This window comes from Myxococcus hansupus, assembly GCF_000280925.3.
GTDB lineage: Bacteria > Myxococcota > Myxococcia > Myxococcales > Myxococcaceae > Myxococcus > Myxococcus hansupus.
Genome location: NZ_CP012109.1, coordinates 9,278,671 through 9,296,990, shown reverse-complemented (window position 1 = coordinate 9,296,990; position 18,320 = coordinate 9,278,671). Strand labels below are relative to the sequence as shown.

14 protein-coding genes are annotated in these 18,320 nt (G+C 65.8%); 4 read left to right on the top strand and 10 right to left on the bottom strand.

Annotated elements, in window-relative coordinates; translation table 11 throughout:
- Positions 1-26 precede the first annotated feature (26 nt).
- Complete coding sequence (locus A176_RS36710; RefSeq protein ID WP_002633719.1) at positions 27-644, top strand: LURP-one-related family protein; 618 nt, start codon at positions 27-29, stop codon at positions 642-644.
- Positions 645-940: 296 nt separating this feature from the next.
- Positions 941-2,143 (top strand): acetyltransferase domain-containing protein, encoded by a 1,203-nt coding sequence (locus tag A176_RS36705; protein WP_002633720.1) that lies wholly within the window; start codon positions 941-943, stop codon positions 2,141-2,143.
- Between the two features lie 213 nt (positions 2,144-2,356).
- On the opposite strand, the gene A176_RS38495 is transcribed toward A176_RS36705, so the two are convergent.
- Positions 2,357-4,696, bottom strand: coding sequence for a Z1 domain-containing protein (locus A176_RS38495; protein ID WP_002633721.1), 2,340 nt, complete (start codon positions 4,694-4,696; stop codon positions 2,357-2,359).
- Positions 4,697-4,849: 153 nt separating this feature from the next.
- Here A176_RS38495 and A176_RS36700 point away from each other — a divergent pair, with 153 nt between their 5' ends.
- A complete protein-coding gene (locus A176_RS36700; RefSeq protein ID WP_002633722.1) occupies positions 4,850-5,122 on the top strand; it encodes an acetyltransferase domain-containing protein in 273 nt (90 codons plus the stop codon).
- A 14-nt stretch (positions 5,123-5,136) separates the two neighbouring features.
- Here the strand turns inward: A176_RS36700 and A176_RS36695 are convergent, their stop codons facing one another.
- Positions 5,137-6,030: a GNAT family N-acetyltransferase gene (locus tag A176_RS36695; protein ID WP_021781194.1), complete on the bottom strand. Its 894-nt coding sequence runs from the start codon at positions 6,028-6,030 to the stop codon at positions 5,137-5,139.
- Between the two features lie 125 nt (positions 6,031-6,155).
- On the opposite strand from A176_RS36695, the gene roxA reads away from it, so the two are divergent.
- Positions 6,156-8,171, top strand: a complete 2,016-nt coding sequence (gene roxA / locus A176_RS36690) for a rubber dioxygenase RoxA (protein ID WP_044889909.1) — start codon at positions 6,156-6,158, stop codon at positions 8,169-8,171.
- A gap of 72 nt (positions 8,172-8,243) precedes the next feature.
- On the opposite strand, the gene A176_RS36685 is transcribed toward roxA, so the two are convergent.
- From A176_RS36685 to A176_RS36650, 8 genes are all read right to left on the bottom strand, one after another.
- On the bottom strand, positions 8,244-10,421 hold the full coding sequence (locus A176_RS36685; protein WP_002633725.1) for a 3-hydroxyacyl-CoA dehydrogenase NAD-binding domain-containing protein: 2,178 nt from the start codon (positions 10,419-10,421) through the stop codon (positions 8,244-8,246).
- A gap of 40 nt (positions 10,422-10,461) precedes the next feature.
- Entirely contained in the window at positions 10,462-11,673 is a 1,212-nt protein-coding gene (locus tag A176_RS36680) for an acetyl-CoA C-acetyltransferase (protein WP_002633726.1), read from the bottom strand.
- A gap of 31 nt (positions 11,674-11,704) precedes the next feature.
- Entirely contained in the window at positions 11,705-12,853 is a 1,149-nt protein-coding gene (locus tag A176_RS36675) for an acyl-CoA dehydrogenase family protein (RefSeq protein ID WP_002633727.1), read from the bottom strand.
- 9 nt (positions 12,854-12,862) lie between these two features.
- Positions 12,863-13,999, bottom strand: coding sequence for an acyl-CoA dehydrogenase family protein (locus A176_RS36670; protein ID WP_044889910.1), 1,137 nt, complete (start codon positions 13,997-13,999; stop codon positions 12,863-12,865).
- 35 nt (positions 14,000-14,034) lie between these two features.
- Positions 14,035-15,873, bottom strand: coding sequence for an AMP-dependent synthetase/ligase (locus A176_RS36665; RefSeq protein WP_002633730.1), 1,839 nt, complete (start codon positions 15,871-15,873; stop codon positions 14,035-14,037).
- Positions 15,874-15,941: 68 nt separating this feature from the next.
- A complete protein-coding gene (locus A176_RS36660) occupies positions 15,942-16,772 on the bottom strand; it encodes an SDR family oxidoreductase (protein WP_002633731.1) in 831 nt (276 codons plus the stop codon).
- The gene (locus A176_RS36655; RefSeq protein WP_002633732.1) at positions 16,769-17,443 is read right to left on the bottom strand and encodes a TetR/AcrR family transcriptional regulator; all 675 of its coding nucleotides are present in this window, start codon (positions 17,441-17,443) and stop codon (positions 16,769-16,771) included. The genes A176_RS36660 and A176_RS36655 overlap by 4 nt, the downstream gene beginning before the upstream one ends.
- A complete protein-coding gene (locus A176_RS36650; protein ID WP_002633733.1) occupies positions 17,440-18,282 on the bottom strand; it encodes an enoyl-CoA hydratase-related protein in 843 nt (280 codons plus the stop codon). Before A176_RS36650 ends, A176_RS36655 begins: the two co-directional genes overlap by 4 nt.
- Positions 18,283-18,320 lie beyond the last annotated feature (38 nt).

Here is an 18,320-nt window from a genome sequence, read left to right as displayed (position 1 = left end):
CTCGCCACCTTTGCTATGGGGGTGGCATGTCGACCGCACTCCAGACCCGTGCTCCCAGCCACCTGGCCCCCGGCCGCTTCGGCCAGACGCGCTACATGATTCGCCGCAAGTTCTTCAAGCTGTTCGGCGACGCGTTCCACATCTACGACGAGGCGGGCAACCTCGCGTTCTATTCGAAGATGAAGGCCTTCAAGCTGAAGGAGGACATCCGCATCTACACCGACGAGGAGATGCGCGAGGAGCTCATCACCATCAAGGCGCGCGGCATCCTCGACTTCGGCATGACGTACGACGTGACGGACGCCGTCACGGGCGAGCGCCTGGGCGCCCTGCGCCGCAAGGGCCTGCGCTCCCTCCTCCGCGACCAGTGGCTGGTGCTGGATGCGAATGACCAGGAGGTGGGGAAGATTGAAGAGGACAGCATGATGATGGCGCTGGTGCGCCGCTTCCTCTCCAACCTGATTCCCCAGTCCTTCACCGGGACGATGGGGCTCAACCAGGTGCTCGCCTTCCACCAGCGCTTCAACCCCTTCATCCAGAAGATTGATTTGGACTTCTCCATGGACCTCGACCACCAGTTGGACCGGCGGCTCGGCGTCGCCTCGGCGGTGCTCATGTGCGCCATCGAGGGCCGGCAGCAATAGCGGCGGCCGGTCCCCCGGCATGTCGCGTGACATGGGCCTGGGGGCGACCTGAGCGCCCCCAAGGCCGTCCGGACAAGGGCGACTCATCGCCATCATGATGCAAGTGCCACTTCAATCCATGTACTTCGTGCCCACGGCGAGGAACAAGGATTCTCCCCGCCGGTTTCCGCCTGCGCGCGTGACGACACGCTGCTATCCGACGTGCGTCCCAGCAGGCGCCCCAGCGGACTGAAAGCCAGAACCTGGCGCGCGTGTTCTCCCCACCGCCGCGCGGATGGCGTGGCCCACGATCGCCGATGCCCCACTCCCTTCAGCTTCATCCCTCCGCGGATACCACCGCCACCTCGCCCGAAACGGCGCGCGCCAAGGGTCGCCGCGTCGTCAGCATCGACGCGCTGCGAGGGTTTGTCATGGCGCTGATGATCGTCGACCACGTGCGGGAGTTCTTCTACCTGCACGCCCAGGTCAGCGACCCGGTGGACGTCGCCACGACGCCCCCGAGCCTCTTCTTCACGCGAATGGCCGCGCACCTGTGCGCGCCGGTGTTCGTCATCCTCACCGGTGTGGCCGCGTGGCTTTACGGTCAGCGGCACGGTGGACGCCGCGCGGCCTCCAGCTTCCTGTTCAAGCGCGGGCTCTTCCTGCTGGTGCTCGAACTGACGGTCATCAACTTCGCCTGGACCTTCACGCTCGTCCCCCCGACGTATTACTTCCAGGTCATCGGCGCGATTGGGGTGTCCATGATGGTGCTGGCGGCCCTGCTCCACCTGCCGCGCCCGACCCTGCTCACCTTCGCGCTGGTGGTGATTTTCGGCCACAACCTGCTGGGCCCCATCCACTTCGAGGCCGGTGAGCCCGGGCACGCGCTCTGGGCCCTGCTGCATGACCGCGGCTTCATCGCCCTCCCCTGGGGCGCGCAGCTCAAGACCTCCTATCCGGTGCTGCCGTGGCTGGGCGTCATCGCCCTGGGCTTCGCGGTGGGGCCGTGGTTCTCCTCCCAGGTCGCGCCCGAGGTCCGGCGGAAACGCCTGTGGCTGTCCGCGGCCAGTTCGGTGGGCCTCTTCGTGCTGCTGCGGCTCATCAATATCTACGGCGAGCCGCTCCCATGGACACCCGGCACGACGGCCCTGGAGACGGCCATGTCCTTCGTCAATCTGACGAAGTACCCGCCGTCGCTCGACTTCCTGCTGCTGACGCTCGGCGCGGGTGCGGCGCTGCTGGCGCTATTGAACGACGCGCCCGACTCCGTGACGCGCACCCTGGTGGTGTTCGGCGCCGCGCCGCTGTTCTTCTACGTCGTCCACCTGTACCTGCTGCACGCGCTGAACAAGCTCGCGCTGGCGGCCTTCGGGCCCAACCAGGGCGCGCTGTTCAGCCTGCCCGGCGTCGGCGCGGTGTGGACACTGGCGCTCCTGGCCACGGTGCCCATGTGGTTCGCCTGCCGCGCCTTCGCCAGCTTGAAGGCGCGCTCCGCCAGCCCCTGGATGAGCTACCTCTGACTGTTTTTGATACTCATCGGCGACCGCATTACAGACACATGGCAACAGTTTTGCCGCGACACACGCCCCAGGTCATTCAGGTACGTCACATATCCGCCTTACGAGCACACTTCCCCCCGTGCTCGTGCACATCTCCGAGCACGGTCAGGGTTCGACATCGCCCTACGGAATGTTTTGCTTGAAGGGATACGCCCTCAGCACAGAGCAGACACCCTACGAACGCGACGGGACATCAGATGCAAAGATAGATGTCACAGCTGTCTTGGGCGGCACAATTACCGGCCACCAGAATGGAAGATTGCGCCACCCTCTCTTCTCATCACCATTCTGCCGCAACAGCATCAGCACCGGGACATGTTCGGCCTTAGCAAGCGCCAACTCTGTCTGTTGTTTTGTATCTGGCGCATTAGAGAACCGCCCCTCTTCTCGGTACCGGGCGACATCACGGTCCCGAGAAACAAGCAGCCACACCTTCCCTACCATTTCAGAGTCCTTGCAGGTCCGAGACAAGTGCTCGAGGGCCGCAGCATGTGCCTTTCGAGGATCCTCCTCAGCCCTTTCAAATTCAAGGTTCTCATACGCAAGCCCTAGCAACTCAGCTGCATCCTGAACCCCAACCAAAACCGGCCCTATATTTCCATCCCCAACAAGCTCTCGAACACGAGCATCGAGACTAGCGAGGCGCTTAGCACCGGCCGTCTTCGAGACCGTCTGAAACCCAACCGGCAGCATGCGTCGCCCGGGCCGGACACTAGTAACCTCCGAAAACATAAGCTTATTCGGCGAACAAGGAACAACAACTCCTCTCGCATCCTTTTGAATAAAATAAACCCCACGGTCGTGAGCCCCCGACTCAAACGCCTCTCGCAAGGCAACATCAAAAGCATGTATCTTTCGCATCACCTGATACACATGTTGGGGCGCATAAAAACGCGTCACCGCCAAATCCGCCATCGAACGCGCACCATACATGCGCGAATGCTGCAGCACCGTATCCTGCTGAAAGCGCTTGGGACTACGCCCATAGTAAAACACAATCAAGTTCCTAATTGTAATTCCACGATCCAGAATCTGCCCTCCGATAAAGATATTAAATGGCGTTCGGAGCTTGAGCTGCCCATCCTCATCCAGGAGTTCTTCCACATCCTTATCTGAGTTAACTTTAGTAATCATCATCTGCCCTTCAACAAGGGCCCTGACCACTTCCCCTTTCACATCCTCAAAACTGGGAGTCAAGGAGTCCGCAAGTTGAATAGACCGCTTCAGGTCCGAAAATGCCCGGAGCATGATCTCATTAAACAAAGGACTGTCTTCCGCTGCTTCGGACACCAATCCATCACGAATCGCAGTAGCAATCTCCTCTTGCCAGTCATGAGAACTCCTGGCCTGTTCGGTATGAAACAAGAAGCTATATTTTTGCGGACGCTCCTTATTCGACATTGACTGCAGACGCCTAACGGTCCCCCCCACCATAAATGTCAAAACAGCATCGCGCAGCACAGCCACGCGCTTTTCCGTCAATACATTTTCAATCTTAATCCTTCGTCGGTCTTCCTTCTTCAATGCCTCTCGCTCTTCGAGAGGGACCTCACGATAAAAATAATAGGCGGGCGAGTCCGGCTCCGTACTTTTTTCGAAATAATAATCTCCCCCGACATAGCTGTCATGCACAGGCAGAACGACTGTAAACTTGGGCCTCAGTGGCTTAAACAACTGAACACCGGCCTCGACAATGCCTTCCTCCGGCTGAAGATAGAGCGCATATGGCGTTGCCGTCACTTGCAAGAAATCGGACTTCTCGACAAGGTTCCGGAGGTAGTCAATCTGACCATAAATTTTCCCCACCCCTACAACGCCATCCTTCTTCTTGTAACTAACAGACGTAAAATCCGCCTCGTCGTCCACAATCAGCAGTCGCTTGTTTTTCAAGACTGGATACTTCACTTCAACCGACTCAATCAGGCGCGACATATTGTCGTCTTCTTTTTTTACAACCAAAATCAGCTTCTGATTCAGCTCGTACGGCGTCAAATTCGGAAGGGACATCACATCATAAACCTGCACCTCGTCCGTCTGAATGAAGTCAGCAAAGTCCTTTTTAATTCGCATCAAGGTCTGGCGTGCAAGTGACGTGGTGCCCTTCGTAAGCACGACGGCAAGCTCGTAACCAAGATCAAAACACCTGGCTATAATTCCAAGAAATGCCCTTGTCTTTCCGCTCTGGATTTTTCCAAGCAACATACCAGGGCTCCGGACGGAGGTGTTCTCATCAGCCAGCTTGTGCGCGGCTTCTTCAATCTTCGAGATCAGACTGGCATCATCGTTACGCTTGGCGGCCAACTGGTCATACAATCGAGTCGCGGACCCGAGTTCCTTCCGCTGACGCTTTTCAAGCCAAGCGTAGATCTGCACTGCCCGAAAAACAGGCCCTGATTTCAATTCGACAACAGGCGAAGGGAAGTCGACGAACCGCTTTCGCCAATTCACCACGGCCGAAGGTGTAACTCCGGCAGCCATCGCGATCTCATGCAGCCCAATCAAGTCAGAGTCCATGTTGTGACCTCCATTCACAAGGACACGTTAACGCCATGAACACGTTCCGTCAATTCCATTAACGAGATTGGTCGCCAACCCGACGAAGTACCCGCCATCGCTCGACTTCCTGCTGCCGATGCTCAGCGTGGGCGCCGCGCTGTTTGCCCTGCTGTGGACGACGCCCCCAAGGCCCTGACGCGCACCCTGGCGGTGTTCGGCGCCGCGCCGCTGTCCATCTACGTCGTCCACCTGCACCTACTGCACGCACTGAACAGGCTTGCGCTGTTCACCTTCGGACAGAACCAGGACACGCTATTCTGCCTGCTCGGCGTCGGCGCGGTGTGGACGCTGGCGCTCCTGGTCACGGTGCCCATGTGGTTCGCCTGCCGCGCCTTCGCCGTCGTGAAGGCGCGCTCCGCCAGCGCGTGGATAAGTTACCGCTAACGCCCGCTGACTGCTCAGGTCCGAGCCATCACCGGGAACCGTTCAAACCCCTCGGGCCACCCTCCACCACGCACGAACAGGTCGGCATCCGCCTCCTCCCCCACGGGCTCCGCGCCGGGCCACCAACGCTCCGGCGTGAAGCCGAACTGGATGGAGGTGATGGGCCGGTCGATAAGACGCGGCAGCTCCGCGCTCAAGTCGAAGGGCTCACGCGCGAAGATGTCATCGACATACAGCGTCTCGCCCTCCACCTCCGCGAACACCCACGCATCGTCGCGCAACTGGCGCAGCGGCCGCGCGAACCCATTCGCCGCGTACCAGCTCGCGATGCGCGAATGCCCCCGCGCGCCGAAGCGCTCCGTCACCGGAACACCCGCATCCGCCAGCCGGGCAAGCCCCGCCCGCACCTCCGCCAGCGACACGTCGAGGAGCGGCGCGGCCGGCCCCGCGGGCTTGGCCACATGCGAAGCCGCGAAGAGCGTCTGCCCCCGGGCCTGAAAGCCGAAGCGCGGGTAGAACGCCCGCACGCTCGGATTGGCGAACAGCAACACCGGCGCCTCCCCGCAGTACGCCAGGGCCGCGTCCATGACCGTCCGTGCCAGCCCACGCCCTCGCCCAGAGGGCAGACACCCCACGGCGCCCAACTGGAACCCGGAGACCTCGCGCCCATCCAGCAGCAGCCGCATCCGCGTCACGGACGCGTTCGCCACCACGCGGCCGCCCTCCACCACCATGAACGCGCGGTAGCCGTCATCCCACTCACCCCACGCCGTCCACCGGCGGAAGTCGGCGCGCGTGAAGACGTGTGACACGTAGTCGCAGAACGAAGCATGCAGCGCCACGTCGCGCGGCCCGGCCTCCGTGACACGCGGTTGAATCCCCATCCCGCCACTGTAGGGGGTTTCCACGGACACACCACGGCCGTGTGTCTCCCCGAGGGGGACACTGACGCGATGCGTATTGTGGGACTTCACCTGGAAGCCTACTTAACCTCTTGTTGTCACCGTGCCAATAAGCAACTGGAGGGTTGCGCATGCGCCTGCACTGGCGTCGTTCGTTGGCGTTTTCGAGTCCCCTGCTTCTGAGTATGAGCGTGGCGCAGGCAGCAGCGCCGCCGCTCCTGGACATGACACCCCTGAGAGCGCCCTTCGCGGCGGCCTGTGCGGGAAAGCCAGACTCCACCCCGCTGCCGGTAGACCCACGCACGCTGGTGGTGCCGGGCGTCAACAAGCCCGGAGCGGCGGTGCAGTTCAACGCCTACTGGGTGGATCTGCATTCACCGCCGCCGCCGTTCATCTCCAACCTGCCGCCCAATCCCACGACGTGCGGAGAGTTCCGGGCGAGCGTGAGCCGCGGAAAGAAGAACATCGAGACACGGGCCTACTTCCAGCCCTTCACCACCGCAACGGCCTACCACAACCTCCATCTGCAATGGGGTTACCTCTTCCGGCCCGCGGACTTCGACGAGCAGGTCATCAAGCGCTATGGCCTCACGAAGGCGCCTTTCCGCAATCCCTATCCGCTGCCGTGGGAGAACCCCAACTTCACCAACGGCGGCAGCGGCCAGCTCCCGCTGGGCCTCGTGCAGGAGCGCGACACGAACGGCCGCTACACGGGGTTGATCGCCTCCAGCTGTTCGGGCTGTCACGACTCGCAGCTGGGCACCGACCAGGAGTCGAACTTCGTCTGGGGCCGGTCCACGGACGCCAGCGACCCGGGCCTCATCCAGTCCGACTTCTTCCGCTCCACCGTCGTGGGCAACGTGTTCCAGCTCGTGCCCGTCCCCTGGAGCGTGGGCCGCGGCATGAGTGATGCCATCGGCATCGTCGACCTGTTGCCCGCCCTCTTCGACATGGACTCCATGGCGATGGTGCCCAGCCTGCTCGAGTACTTCCCGACGCACGCCGGCGGCATGTCGCGCGCCCCCAACTGGTTCCACCGCGCCTTCAAGACGCGTCAGTTCTGGGACGGCGCGCTCACGTCGGACAACGTCCGCTCGGAGATGGCGTTCGGCATGGCGCACCTCGGGCGCTCCGCCCAGGAGCGCCGCGCGCTCACCATCGAGTTCGAGGACAACGACAACTTCTTCCTCTCGCTCTCGCCCCCCACCTATCCCAAGCCCATCAACACCGCGCTGGCGGAGCGGGGCGCCATCCTCTTCCACGAGCGCGACCTCTGGGCAAACGGCGCCAACCCCAACATCCCCAAGACGCCCGGCAACGGCTCCTGCGCGAGCTGCCACGGCGTCTACTCCCCGCGCCACGCGGCCAACCCGGCCTTCCTGCCCGACCCGCGCCTCAAGGGCGTCTCCGGCGTCATCACGCCCATCGAGACCATCCGGACGGACCCCGCCCGCAAGGGCCTGATGGAGGACGAACGCAAGCGCCGGGCCTGGAACACGTCCTTCCTGGCCTACAATGACATGCACCCGGACCACCACGGCTTCTTCGACGACCCCATCACGAGCGCCCTGCGCCGCGTGCCGCGCGCCGCGTATGACCGGGGCATGGGCCCCATCTACTCGCCCGAAGGCCCGAACATCTGGATCGAGCCGTTCGGCTACATCGCGCCGCCGCTCTACGGCGCGTGGGCCTCCGCGCCCTACTTCCACAACAGCAGCGTCCCTACCCTGTGGGACGTGCTGAAGCCGTCGGACCGCCCCAAGGTGTGGCAGCGGCGGCAGACGGAGCCCAACAACATTGGCACCAACGCCGGCTATGACATGAGCTTCGACGCGTACGACTTCGACAAGCTCGGCTGGAAGGTGACGCGGCTGGCCTGCGGCGACGTGCCCAGCAGGGACCCCTTCATCCCCTGCAGCCAGCACATGGCGACCATCGACATCGCCTTCGCCAACATCGCCAACCTGGTGGCCAACCACAACTCACTGGCCTACCAGTCGCCGCCGCCCATCACCCAGAAGCAGATTCGCTCCCGCATGATTTTCAACTCGCACCTCTACGGCCTGGGCAACGAGGGCCACGACTTCAACCAGTCGCTCACCGACGATGAGCGCTGGGCCATCATCGAGTACATCAAGACGCTCTGAGGTCTGGACGTGAAAACGGCCTCCTGGCACCCACGCCAGGAGGCCGCTTTCATTTCCGGCCAGGGGCAGCGGCTACTTCAGCAGCTCGCCCTTCTCCGCCTTCTCCACCAGCGACGCGGGCGGCTCGAAGTGCGGCCCGTACTTCGCCGCCAGCTCCCGCGCGCGGGCGATGAAGCCGCGCAGGCCCGTGCCCGTCGGGCCCTCGTAGCCGTTGATGAACTGCGCCACGCCGCCCGTCCAGGCGGGGAAGCCAATGCCCAGGATGGAGCCGATGTTCGCGTCTGCGGCCGAGCGCAGCACGCCCTCGTCGAAGCAGCGCACCGTGTCCACGGCCTCGGCGAACAGCATCCGGTCCTTCATGTCCTCGAAGGGGATGGTGTGGCCGGGCTTGGTGAAGTGCTGCGCCAGGCCCTTCCACAGGCCCGCGCGCTTGCCGTCCTCGTAGTCGTAGAAGCCGCCACCCGTGGAGCGGCCCTTGCGCTGGTGCTGGTCGATGAGCGCGTCCACCACGGCGTAGCTGCCGTGCTCCGCCCAGGGCTTGCCCTCCGCCACGGCGGCCGCCTTCGTCTCCTGACGAATCTTGCGCGGCAGCGTCAGCGTGAGTTCGTCCATCAAGCTGAGCGGGGCGGCGGGGTAGCCCGCCTGGAGGCCCGCCTGCTCGATGGAGGCCGGCGCGATGCCCTCGCCCACCATGGCGATGGCCTCGTTGAGGAAGGTGCCGATGACGCGGCTGGTGAAGAAGCCCCGGCTGTCGTTGACGACGATGGGCGTCTTCCCAATCTGCACCGCGATATCGATGGCCTTCGCCAGCGCCGCGTCGCTCGTCTTCTTCCCAGCGATGAGCTCCAGCAACGGCATCTTGTCCACGGGGGAGAAGAAGTGCATGCCCACGAAGTCGTCGGTGCGCTTCACGCCCTCGGCCAGCAGGGAGATGGGCAGCGTGGACGTGTTGGACGCGAGCAGCGCGTCCGGCGCCACCACGTCCTGCACCTCCTGGAACACCTGGTGCTTGAGCTTCACGTCCTCGAAGACGGCCTCGATGACGACGTCGCACCCCTTCAGCGCGGCGGGGTCCGCGGCCGGGGTGATTCGCGCCAGCAGCGCGTCACCCTTCTCCTTCGTGGACTTGCCCCGCTGAATGGCCTTCTCCACCAGCTTGACGGAGTACTGCTTGCCCTTCTCCGCCGAGGCGAGGCTCACGTCCTTGAGCACCACGTCGATGCCGGCCTTGGCGCAGACGTAGGCGATGCCCGCGCCCATCATGCCGGCGCCCAGCACGCCCACCTTCTTCGCCGCGTACTGCGGGAAGCCCTTGGGCCGGCCACCGCCAGAGTTGATGTGCTGCATGTCGAAGAAGAACGCCTGAATCATGTTCTTCGCGACCTGCCCGGTGACGAGCTCGGTGAAGTAGCGCGACTCGATGGTGAACGCGGTGTCCACGTCCACCTGCGTGCCCTCCACCGCCACCGCCATGATGGCGCGGGGGGCGGGCATGTTCGCGCCCTTGATCTGCTTGCGCAGGTTGGCCGGGAAGGCGGGCAGGTTGGCCGCGAGCCCGGGGTGCGACGGCGTGCCGCCCGGAATCTTGTAGCCCTTCACATCCCACGGCTGCTGCGCGCTGGGATTGGCCTTCACCCACGCCTTGGCGGCGGGCAGCAGCGCCTCCACGGAGTCCACCACCTCGTGGACCAGCCCGACGTCCTTCGCCTCCTGCGGGCGGTAGCGCTGGCCCTGGAGCAGCACCTTCATCAGCGCATCCACGATGCCCAGCATGCGCACGGTGCGCACCACGCCGCCGCCGCCGGGCAGCAGGCCCAGCGTCACCTCGGGCAGGCCCACCTGGACGCCCTTCACGTCCGCCACGATGCGGCGGTGGCACGCGAGGGCAATCTCCAGACCACCGCCCAGCGCCGCGCCGTTGATGGCCGCGACCACCGGCTTGCCCAGCGTCTCCAGGGCGCGGAGCTGCGCCTTGATTTCCTGGCCCAGCTCGAAGGACTGCTTGGCGTCCTCCTTCTTCACCTTCAGCAAGTCCTTCAGGTCGCCACCGGCGAAGAACGTCTTCTTCGCGGAGGTGATGACGACGCCGGAGAGGCTGTCCTTCTCCTTGACCAGCCGGTCCACCGTCGCGCGCATGGACTTCAGGTACGCGGCGTTCATGGTGTTCGCGGACTGGTTCGGGTCATCCAACGTCAAGACCACGATGCCGTCTGCGTCTTGTTCCCAGCGGATGGTGCTCTGCTCACTCATGGGGTTCGCTCGAATCCTGTCGAAGTTTTGGGAAGGAAGCTCAGACGCGCTCGATGAGGGTGGCCACGCCCATGCCACCGCCCACGCACAGGGTGATGACCGCGCGGCGCGCCTTGCGGCGCTCCAGCTCGTCCACCATGGTCCCCAGAATCATCGCGCCCGTGGCGCCCAGCGGGTGCCCCATGGCGATGGCGCCGCCGTTCACATTGAGCTTCTCGTCCGGAATGCCGAGGTCCTTCTGGTACTTGAGCACCACCGAGGCGAAGGCCTCGTTCAGCTCGAACAGGTCGATGTCCTTCACCGACAGGCCCGCGATTTGAAGCAGCTTCTGCGTGGCCGGCGTCGGACCGGTGAGCATGATGGTCGGGTCCGCGCCGGACGTGGCCACCGCGGCGATGCGCGCGCGCGGCGTGAGGCCCAGCGACTTACCCACCTGCTCCGAACCGATGAGCACCAGCGCCGCGCCGTCCACGATGCCCGACGAGTTGCCCGGCGTGTGCACGTGCTCGATGCGCTCCACGTGGTGATACTTCTGCAGCGCCACCGCGTCGAAGCCGCCCGCCTCACCCATCACGGCGAAGGCCGGGTTGAGCTTGCCCAGCGACGCCACGGTGGAGTCCGGGCGCATCAGCTCGTCATGCTCCAGCACGGTGAGCCCGTTCTGGTCCACCACGGGGACGATGGAGTTCTTGAAGTACCCGCCCGCCCACGCCTTGCCCGCGAGCACCTGCGAGCGCTCCGCGTAGCGGTCCACGTCCTCGCGGGTGAAGCCCTCGATGGTGGCGATGAGGTCCGCGGAGATGCCCTGCGGCACGAAGTACGTGTCGAAGTTGGTGACGGGGTCCATGGCCCACGCGCCACCGTCCGAGCCCATGGGCACGCGCGACATGCTCTCCACGCCGCCCGCGATGACAAGGTGCTCCCAGCCCGAGCGCACCTGCTGCGCGGCCATGTTCACCGCCGTCAGGCCGGAGGCGCAGAAGCGGTTGAGCTGCACGCCGCCCACCGTCTCCGGCAGCCCCGCCGCCAGCACCAGCGTGCGCGCGATGTCCGCGCCCTGGTCGCCCACGGGCGAGACGACGCCGAGCACGATGTCGTCGATGCGCTTCGGGTCCAGGTTCGGGTGGCGCTTCTTGAGCGCGTCCACCAGCCCCACCAGCAGGGAGATGGGCTTGATGCCATGCAACGAGCCCTTCCGGCCCTTGCCGCGAGGGGTCCGAACGGCGTCGAAGATGAATGCTTCCTGGCTCACGTGGAGCCTCCTTGAGAACGGGGATGTGGGTCTACAGGGAACGGGCGACGAGCTCTTTCATGACCTCGTTCGCACCGGCAAGGATTCGCAGCACGCGAGTGTCCGCGAACAGGTGGGCGATGGGGTACTCCTTCATGTAGCCGTACCCTCCGAACAACTGCAAGCAACGGTCCGCGACAATGCACGCCTGGTCCGTCACCCAGTACTTGGCCATGGCCGCCGTTGTCACATCCAACCCACCTTCCAGGTGCGACACGATGCAGTCGTCGATGAAGGTGCGGCAGACCCGGCGCAGCGTGGCCACCTCCGCCAGTTCGAAGCGCGTGTTCTGGAGCGCGAAGAGAGGCTTTCCGAACACCTGGCGCTGCTTCGTGTACTCAACCGTCACGTCCATGGCCCGCTCCAGGCTGGCCATCGCGATGAGCGCCGTGCTCAGCCGCTCCTGGGGGAGCTGCTGCATCAACTGCACGAAGCCCCGGCCCTCTTCCCCGCCCAGGACGTTGCTGGCGGGGACCTTCAAGTCGTCGAAGAAGAGCTCCGTCGTGTCCTGGCCCTTGCCACCGAGCTTCTCCAGGATGCGTCCCCGCTCGAAGCCGGGCGTCGTGTCGGAGACCTCGGCACACAGCAGCGAGATGCCCGCGTGGCCCTTCGCATCGCTGGTGCGCGCGGCGATGATGATGAAGTCACACACGTGGCCGTTGGAGATGAACGTCTTCGAGCCGCTCACCCGGTAGAAGTCCCCATCACGCACCGCGCGGGTGGAGATGGCCTGGAGGTCGGAGCCCGTCCCCGGCTCCGTCATCGCGATGGCGCCCACCCACTCACCGCTCGCGAGCCGGGGCAGCCACTTCTCCTTCTGGGCCTCCGACGCGTAGGCCAGCAGGTAGTGCGCGACGATGGTGCAGTGCACGGCGAAGCCCATGGACGGGTCACCCGCGCGAATCTGCTCCTCGATGAGCACCGCCTCGTGCGCGAAGGTGCCGCCACCGCCGCCGTAGGCCTCGGGGATGGACATGCAGAGCAGCCCCAGCTCTCCGGCCCGCCGGTACAGCGCCTTGTCCGGATACCCCTGGGCCACGTGCTTGGGCACGTTGGGGAGGACCTCCTTGGTGAAGTAGCTGGCCGCGAGCGCGCGCACCTGCTCGAGCTCTTCCGAGCCCCATCGAGAAGCCGCCTTCATGGTTGTCTCCTAGAGTCCGAACGTCTTGCCGATGATGTCGCGCTGGATTTCGCTGGTGCCGCCGTAGACGGTGGAGATCACCGTGGCGCGCAGGTGCGACTCCATGTCGTATTCGGTGGCGTAGCCGTAGCCGCCCATCATCTGCACGCCTTCGAGCGCCACGCGCTTGGCCGTCTCCGTCGCCTTCAGCTTCGCCATCGACGCCTCGCGGGGCAGCATCCGCTCGGGTGCCTCGTCCGCCATCGCCGCCACGCGGTAGAGGAGCAGCTCGCAGCAGTCCAGCTCCGTCGCGAGGTCCGCGATGCGGTGCTTGAGCGCCTGGAAGGAGCCCACGGACTTCCCGAACTGCTTGCGCTCCTTCACGTAGGCCAAGGCGTCGTCGAAGGCGCGCCGCCCCCGGCCGAGCATCGCCGCCGCCAGGATGAGCCGCTCGCTGTTGAGCCCGGCCATGACCTGCGGCCACGCCTGGTCCACCTTCCCCACCACCGCGCTCTCTGGAAGGAAGCAGTCAGTGAAGTAGACGTCGTTGACGTCCTTGCCGTTGAGCGTGGGGATGCCGCGTATCTCCACGCCCGGCGTGTTCGTGGGGACGCAGAACATGGTGAGCCCCTCGTGACGAGTGCCCGTCTGCGTGCGGGCAATCAGCAGCAGGTGGTCCGCCAGGTGCGCGTTGGAGCACCACGTCTTCTGACCATTGATGATGAACCCGTCCGAGATTCTCCGGGCGCGGCAGGAGATGGCCGCGACGTCCGAGCCCGCGCCGGGCTCCGAGATGGCGATGGCCTCCACCCGTCCCCGGACGATGCCGCCCAGCACCTTCTCGCGCTGCGCGGGGGTGCCGAACTTCGCGTAGGGCCCGGCGGCCACCGCGGTGGTGACATAGCCCCCCACGGGCGCCAGGCCGTAGTTCGTCCGCTCCGTGAAGAGACAGACCTCCGACAAGCCGCCTCCGGAGCCGCCCTGCTCCGGGGAGATGCCCACGCCGAGCCAGCCCAGCTCCGCCATCTGGCCGTAGAGCACGCGGTTGTGGAATTCAGCGCCGTGCTGGGTCAGGGCGTCACGCTGCGCGCGTGTCCCGGTCTGCGCACGGCAGAAGTCATCGATGGCGCCGGCGAACGACGCTTGCTCCGGAGTTCTCACATGCATGGGGGCTCTGGGGAGGCGTTGCAGCGGGTGAGACGTCAGGCGTTCTCGTAGAACGCGGCGATGCGCTCGGCGTACTGCGCCAGAATCACGCGGCGCTTGAGCTTCAGGCTGGGCGTCAGCTCGCCTGTCACGGGGGTCCAGTTCTCGGCCACCACGTGAAAGTGTTTCACCTGCTCCGCGCGCGACAGCCGGACATTGACGGTGGTCATCAATGCCTCCAGCTCGGCGCGAACCGAGGCGTCCCGCGAGAGCGCCTCCAGCGTCCGGGCCTCCAGTCCGCGGGCCTTGGCCCAGACCGGCGCGGCGTCCGGGTCCAGGCTGATGAGCGCCGTCACGTAGGGGCGGTTGTCGCCAATCGCAATCGCCTGCCCGACGAGCGGATGCGCGCGCAACATGCCCTCGATTTTCGACGGCGCGATGTTCTTCCCGCTGGAGGTGATGAGCAGCTCTTTCTTGCGGTCGGTGATGGTGAGGTATCCCTCCGCGTCCACCGAGCCGATGTCGCCGGTCGCCAGCCAGCCATCCCCATCCACCGCGCTGACAATCTGCCCATCCGCCGCCAGGTAGCCCATGAACAGAATGGGGCCCCGAACGAAAATCTCGTCATCGGGCGCCAGCCGCAACTGCAACCCGGGAAGGGGCCGCCCCACGGAGCCCACGCGGAAGTCCGAGGGCGTGTTGATGGTGGCGCAGCCGGTGGTCTCGCTCATGCCCCAGACCTCCAGCACCTTGAGCCCGAAGCCGCCGAGGAACTCCAGCACCTCCACGGGAATGGGCGCGGAGCCGCTGCTCGCCCACTTGAGCGCGTCCATGCCCATGGCGGCGCGCAAGGGCTTGAGGACCTTCTCCTCCGCCTCGGCCGCCTTCAGCGCGAGCTGGGACGGCACCTCCCGCCCCGAGCCCTCCATCCGGAAGACCTCCACCAGCGTCGCGTGCGCGGTGAGCAAGGGCTCGCGCTGGGCGGACGGCATCGCGTCCAGCTTCGCCTTCAACCCCGCGGCCAGCTTCTCCCAGACACGGGGGACACCGAAGAAGGCCGGTGGACGCGCCTTCGCCATCAACGGAATCACCCCCGCGGGGTCCGAACAGATGTAGACGTGCAGGGCCTTGTAGAGGAACCGGTAGAGCCCCAGCTCTCGCTCCGCGATGTGGGCCAGCGGCAGGTAGGCGATGGAGGTGGTCCGCATCGGCACGGGCACCACCGCGTCCACCGCGATGGCCTCGTAGAAGGCGTTGCGGTGGCTCAGCACCACGCCCTTCGGGTCTCCGGTCGTCCCGGAGGTGTACATCATCGCGATGGGGTCCTCGGGCCGGATGTGCTTCCAGCCCGACTCGAAGACAGACGGGTCGGCCTGGTGCAGCGCACGGCCCTTCGCCTCCACCTCCGCGAAGGACACGAAGCGCGCATCACCCGCGGGAATGGCCGCCGCATCCACGACGATGATGTGCGTGAGCGCGTTCAGGGACTCGAGCACTGGCTGCCAGCGGCCGACCTCGACGGCGCCCTCCAGCACGACGATGCGCGCCTGGCTCTGCTTCGCGACATAGCCAATCTGCTCGATGCTCAGCGTCTGGTAGGCGGTACAGGAGATGGCTCCCAGGTGCACGGCCGCATAGTCGATGAGCCAGTGCTCCGGACGGCTGGACATCATGATCATCATCCGCTCGCCGCGCTTCAGCCCGAGCGCGCCCAGCCCGCGTGAGAGCGCGGCCGTCCGCTCGCGGAGCTGGGTCCACGTGAGCGTCGTCTCGCCCGCGGTCAGCGCGGGGGCATCCGTGTATTCCCTGGCATTGCGCTCCAGCAAGAGCGGCAGCGTGAGCTGATTCGCCAGGGATTGGCACTGCGCTTCCAGGTCTGCGAACGACGGGTGCATGGGCGTCCCCTCCGGTTCACTGTTGCGCTGGACTGCAATGTCAAACGGCGCGGAGAGCGCCCGACGACTCAGGGGTCGACGTAGAGGTCGAGCAGCACGTCCGGCCCGCCTCCGTATCCACTGAAGTCGGTGATGCCTTCGTCGCGCAGGACGTCTTCGTCGATGAATGTCTGGCCGGTGCAGTCGCGCGGCGGGCGCTGGAGGATGGCCACCGCGGCGTCCGCCATGATTTCCGGCGCGCGGGCCCGCTGCATGGACGCATCGCCACCCAGCAGGTTCTTCACCGCCGCCGTGGCGATGAGCGTCCGGGGCCAGAGCGCGTTCGCCGCGATGCCCGCCTCCGCGAACTCCGCGGCCCAGCCGAGCGTGAGCAGCGTCATCCCATACTTCGCCATCGTGTACGCGGGATGCTGGCCGAGCCAATGCGGCGCCAGGTTCACAGGCGGGGACAGCGACAGGATGTGCGCGTGCGGCGAGCGGCGCAGGTGGGGAAGCGCCGCGCGGGTCAGCAGGAACGTCCCCCGGAGCTGAATCTGTTGCATCAGCTCGAAGCGCTTGAGCGGCAGCTCCTCGGTCTTCAGCGGAGCCAGCGCGCTCGCGTTGTTCACGCAGAAGTCGATGCCGCCAAACCGCGCCACCGCGCCATCCACGGCACGTTGCACGTCCGCCTCCTCCCTCACGTCGCCCACCACCGCGAGCGCCTGGCCTCCCGCGTCCTGGATGGCCTGCGCCGCCGTGTGCACCGTCCCGGGGAGCCGGGGGTCCGGCGTGTCTGTCTTCGCCAGCAGCACGACGTTGCCGCCCAGCCGCCCCGCGGCAATGCCAATCGCCAACCCGATGCCGCGGCTGCCTCCCGACATCAGCAGCGTGCGTCCCGCCAGGGGCCCGGAGGTCGTCATTTCGCGTCCTTGCCCCGCTTGGATGCGGCCTTCGGCGCGGGGCGCTCCGGACCGGGCTGCTGATGCAGGTGGGGGAAGACATCACGGACGATGGTGATGAGCGACTCGCTCAGCAGCAGGTGCGCGTCCTCGCGAGAGAGCGTGCCGCCGCGAATCCATTCACGGATGGTGGACTTCACCAGGCCCGCGTAGGAGCGCATCATCGCCCGGTGACGCGCGTCACTGCCGACCTCGACCTTCAGGCCCAGGAACTGGAGCGTCTTCGCGGCGGCCACGTCGTCCGCCTCCGCGATGATGCGCTCCACCTCCGGGTCCGCGATGCTGCCCGCCCCCGTGACGGCCACGTACGTCTTGCCGTGGGCGGCCACCGTGTCGAGGTACCACTCGACGCTGCGCTCCACCCGCTGCCGCAGGGTTCCGGTCGCACTCACCTTCTCTTCCAGTCCGGGCATGAGCAGCATCCTCTTCACGACCTTCAGGTAGAGGTCGCGCTTCTGGCCGAAGTAGTGGTTGAGCAGCCCTCGGGCGACACCGGCTTCGCGGGCGATGTCCGTGGTGGAGACGTCCGCGTAGGGCCGCTCACCGAACAGCCGCGTCGCACACGCCAGAATCTGCTCCCGGCGCGCGTCGGGCTCCAGCCGCGTCCAGCGCGGTGCATCCGCCGAGCTCATCGCGTCACCTCCCGCCACGGCAGGAATGCGGGCAGGTCGTGCGCCAACGTCCGGGTGAAACGAGGAGGCCTCTTCTGCAGGAATGCCATGACGCCTTCTAGCGCATCCGCGCTCAGGCTCAGGCTCGCGATGAGCTGGCTGTCGAGCAGGAAGGCGGGCTCCGGCGAAGGCAACGCGCTCATCTGATAGAGCGCCTGACGGATGACGGCCACGGACACCGGCGCGGTCGTCTCCACGAGTTCACGGGCGAGCGCGCGCGCCGCGTCGAGCACGACGTCGGCGTCGTGAAGGGAGCGGACCAGCCCCGCGCCCAGCGCCTCCTCGGCGGGAATCAGCCGGCCGCTCACCATCCAGTCGAGCGCGCGGCCCAGGCCGACGATGCGCGGCAAAAACCACGTCGAGCCCGCCTCCGGATAGATGCCTCGCTTGCTGAAGACGAAGCCGAAGCGGCTGTCCTTCGCCGCGAGGCGGAAGTCCGCGGGCAGCAGCATCGTCGAGCCCACGCCCACCGCCGCGCCCCGCACGGCCGCGATGACGGGCTTCTGCATGGCGAACATGCGCCGCGTCACCCGGGTGGCGGGCTCCACCCACGCGCCCTCGGGAGGCTCCGTATTCGTCACCTCCAGCGAGCTGCCGCTCAGGTCCGCCCCCACACAGAAGTCCTTGCCCGCCCCCGTGAGGATGACCGCACGCACCTCCTCGTCGGCGTCGGCCACGGCGAGCGCGGCGTCGAGCTCGTCCGCCATGGTCACCGTGAATCCATTGCGCGCTTCAGGGCGGTGAAGCTCGACGGTGGCGACCCGGTCCGCCACCGAGGACCGGATGTGTTGATAGCTCATGGCGGGTGCCCCATTGCTTCGATGCGGGTGATGATGGG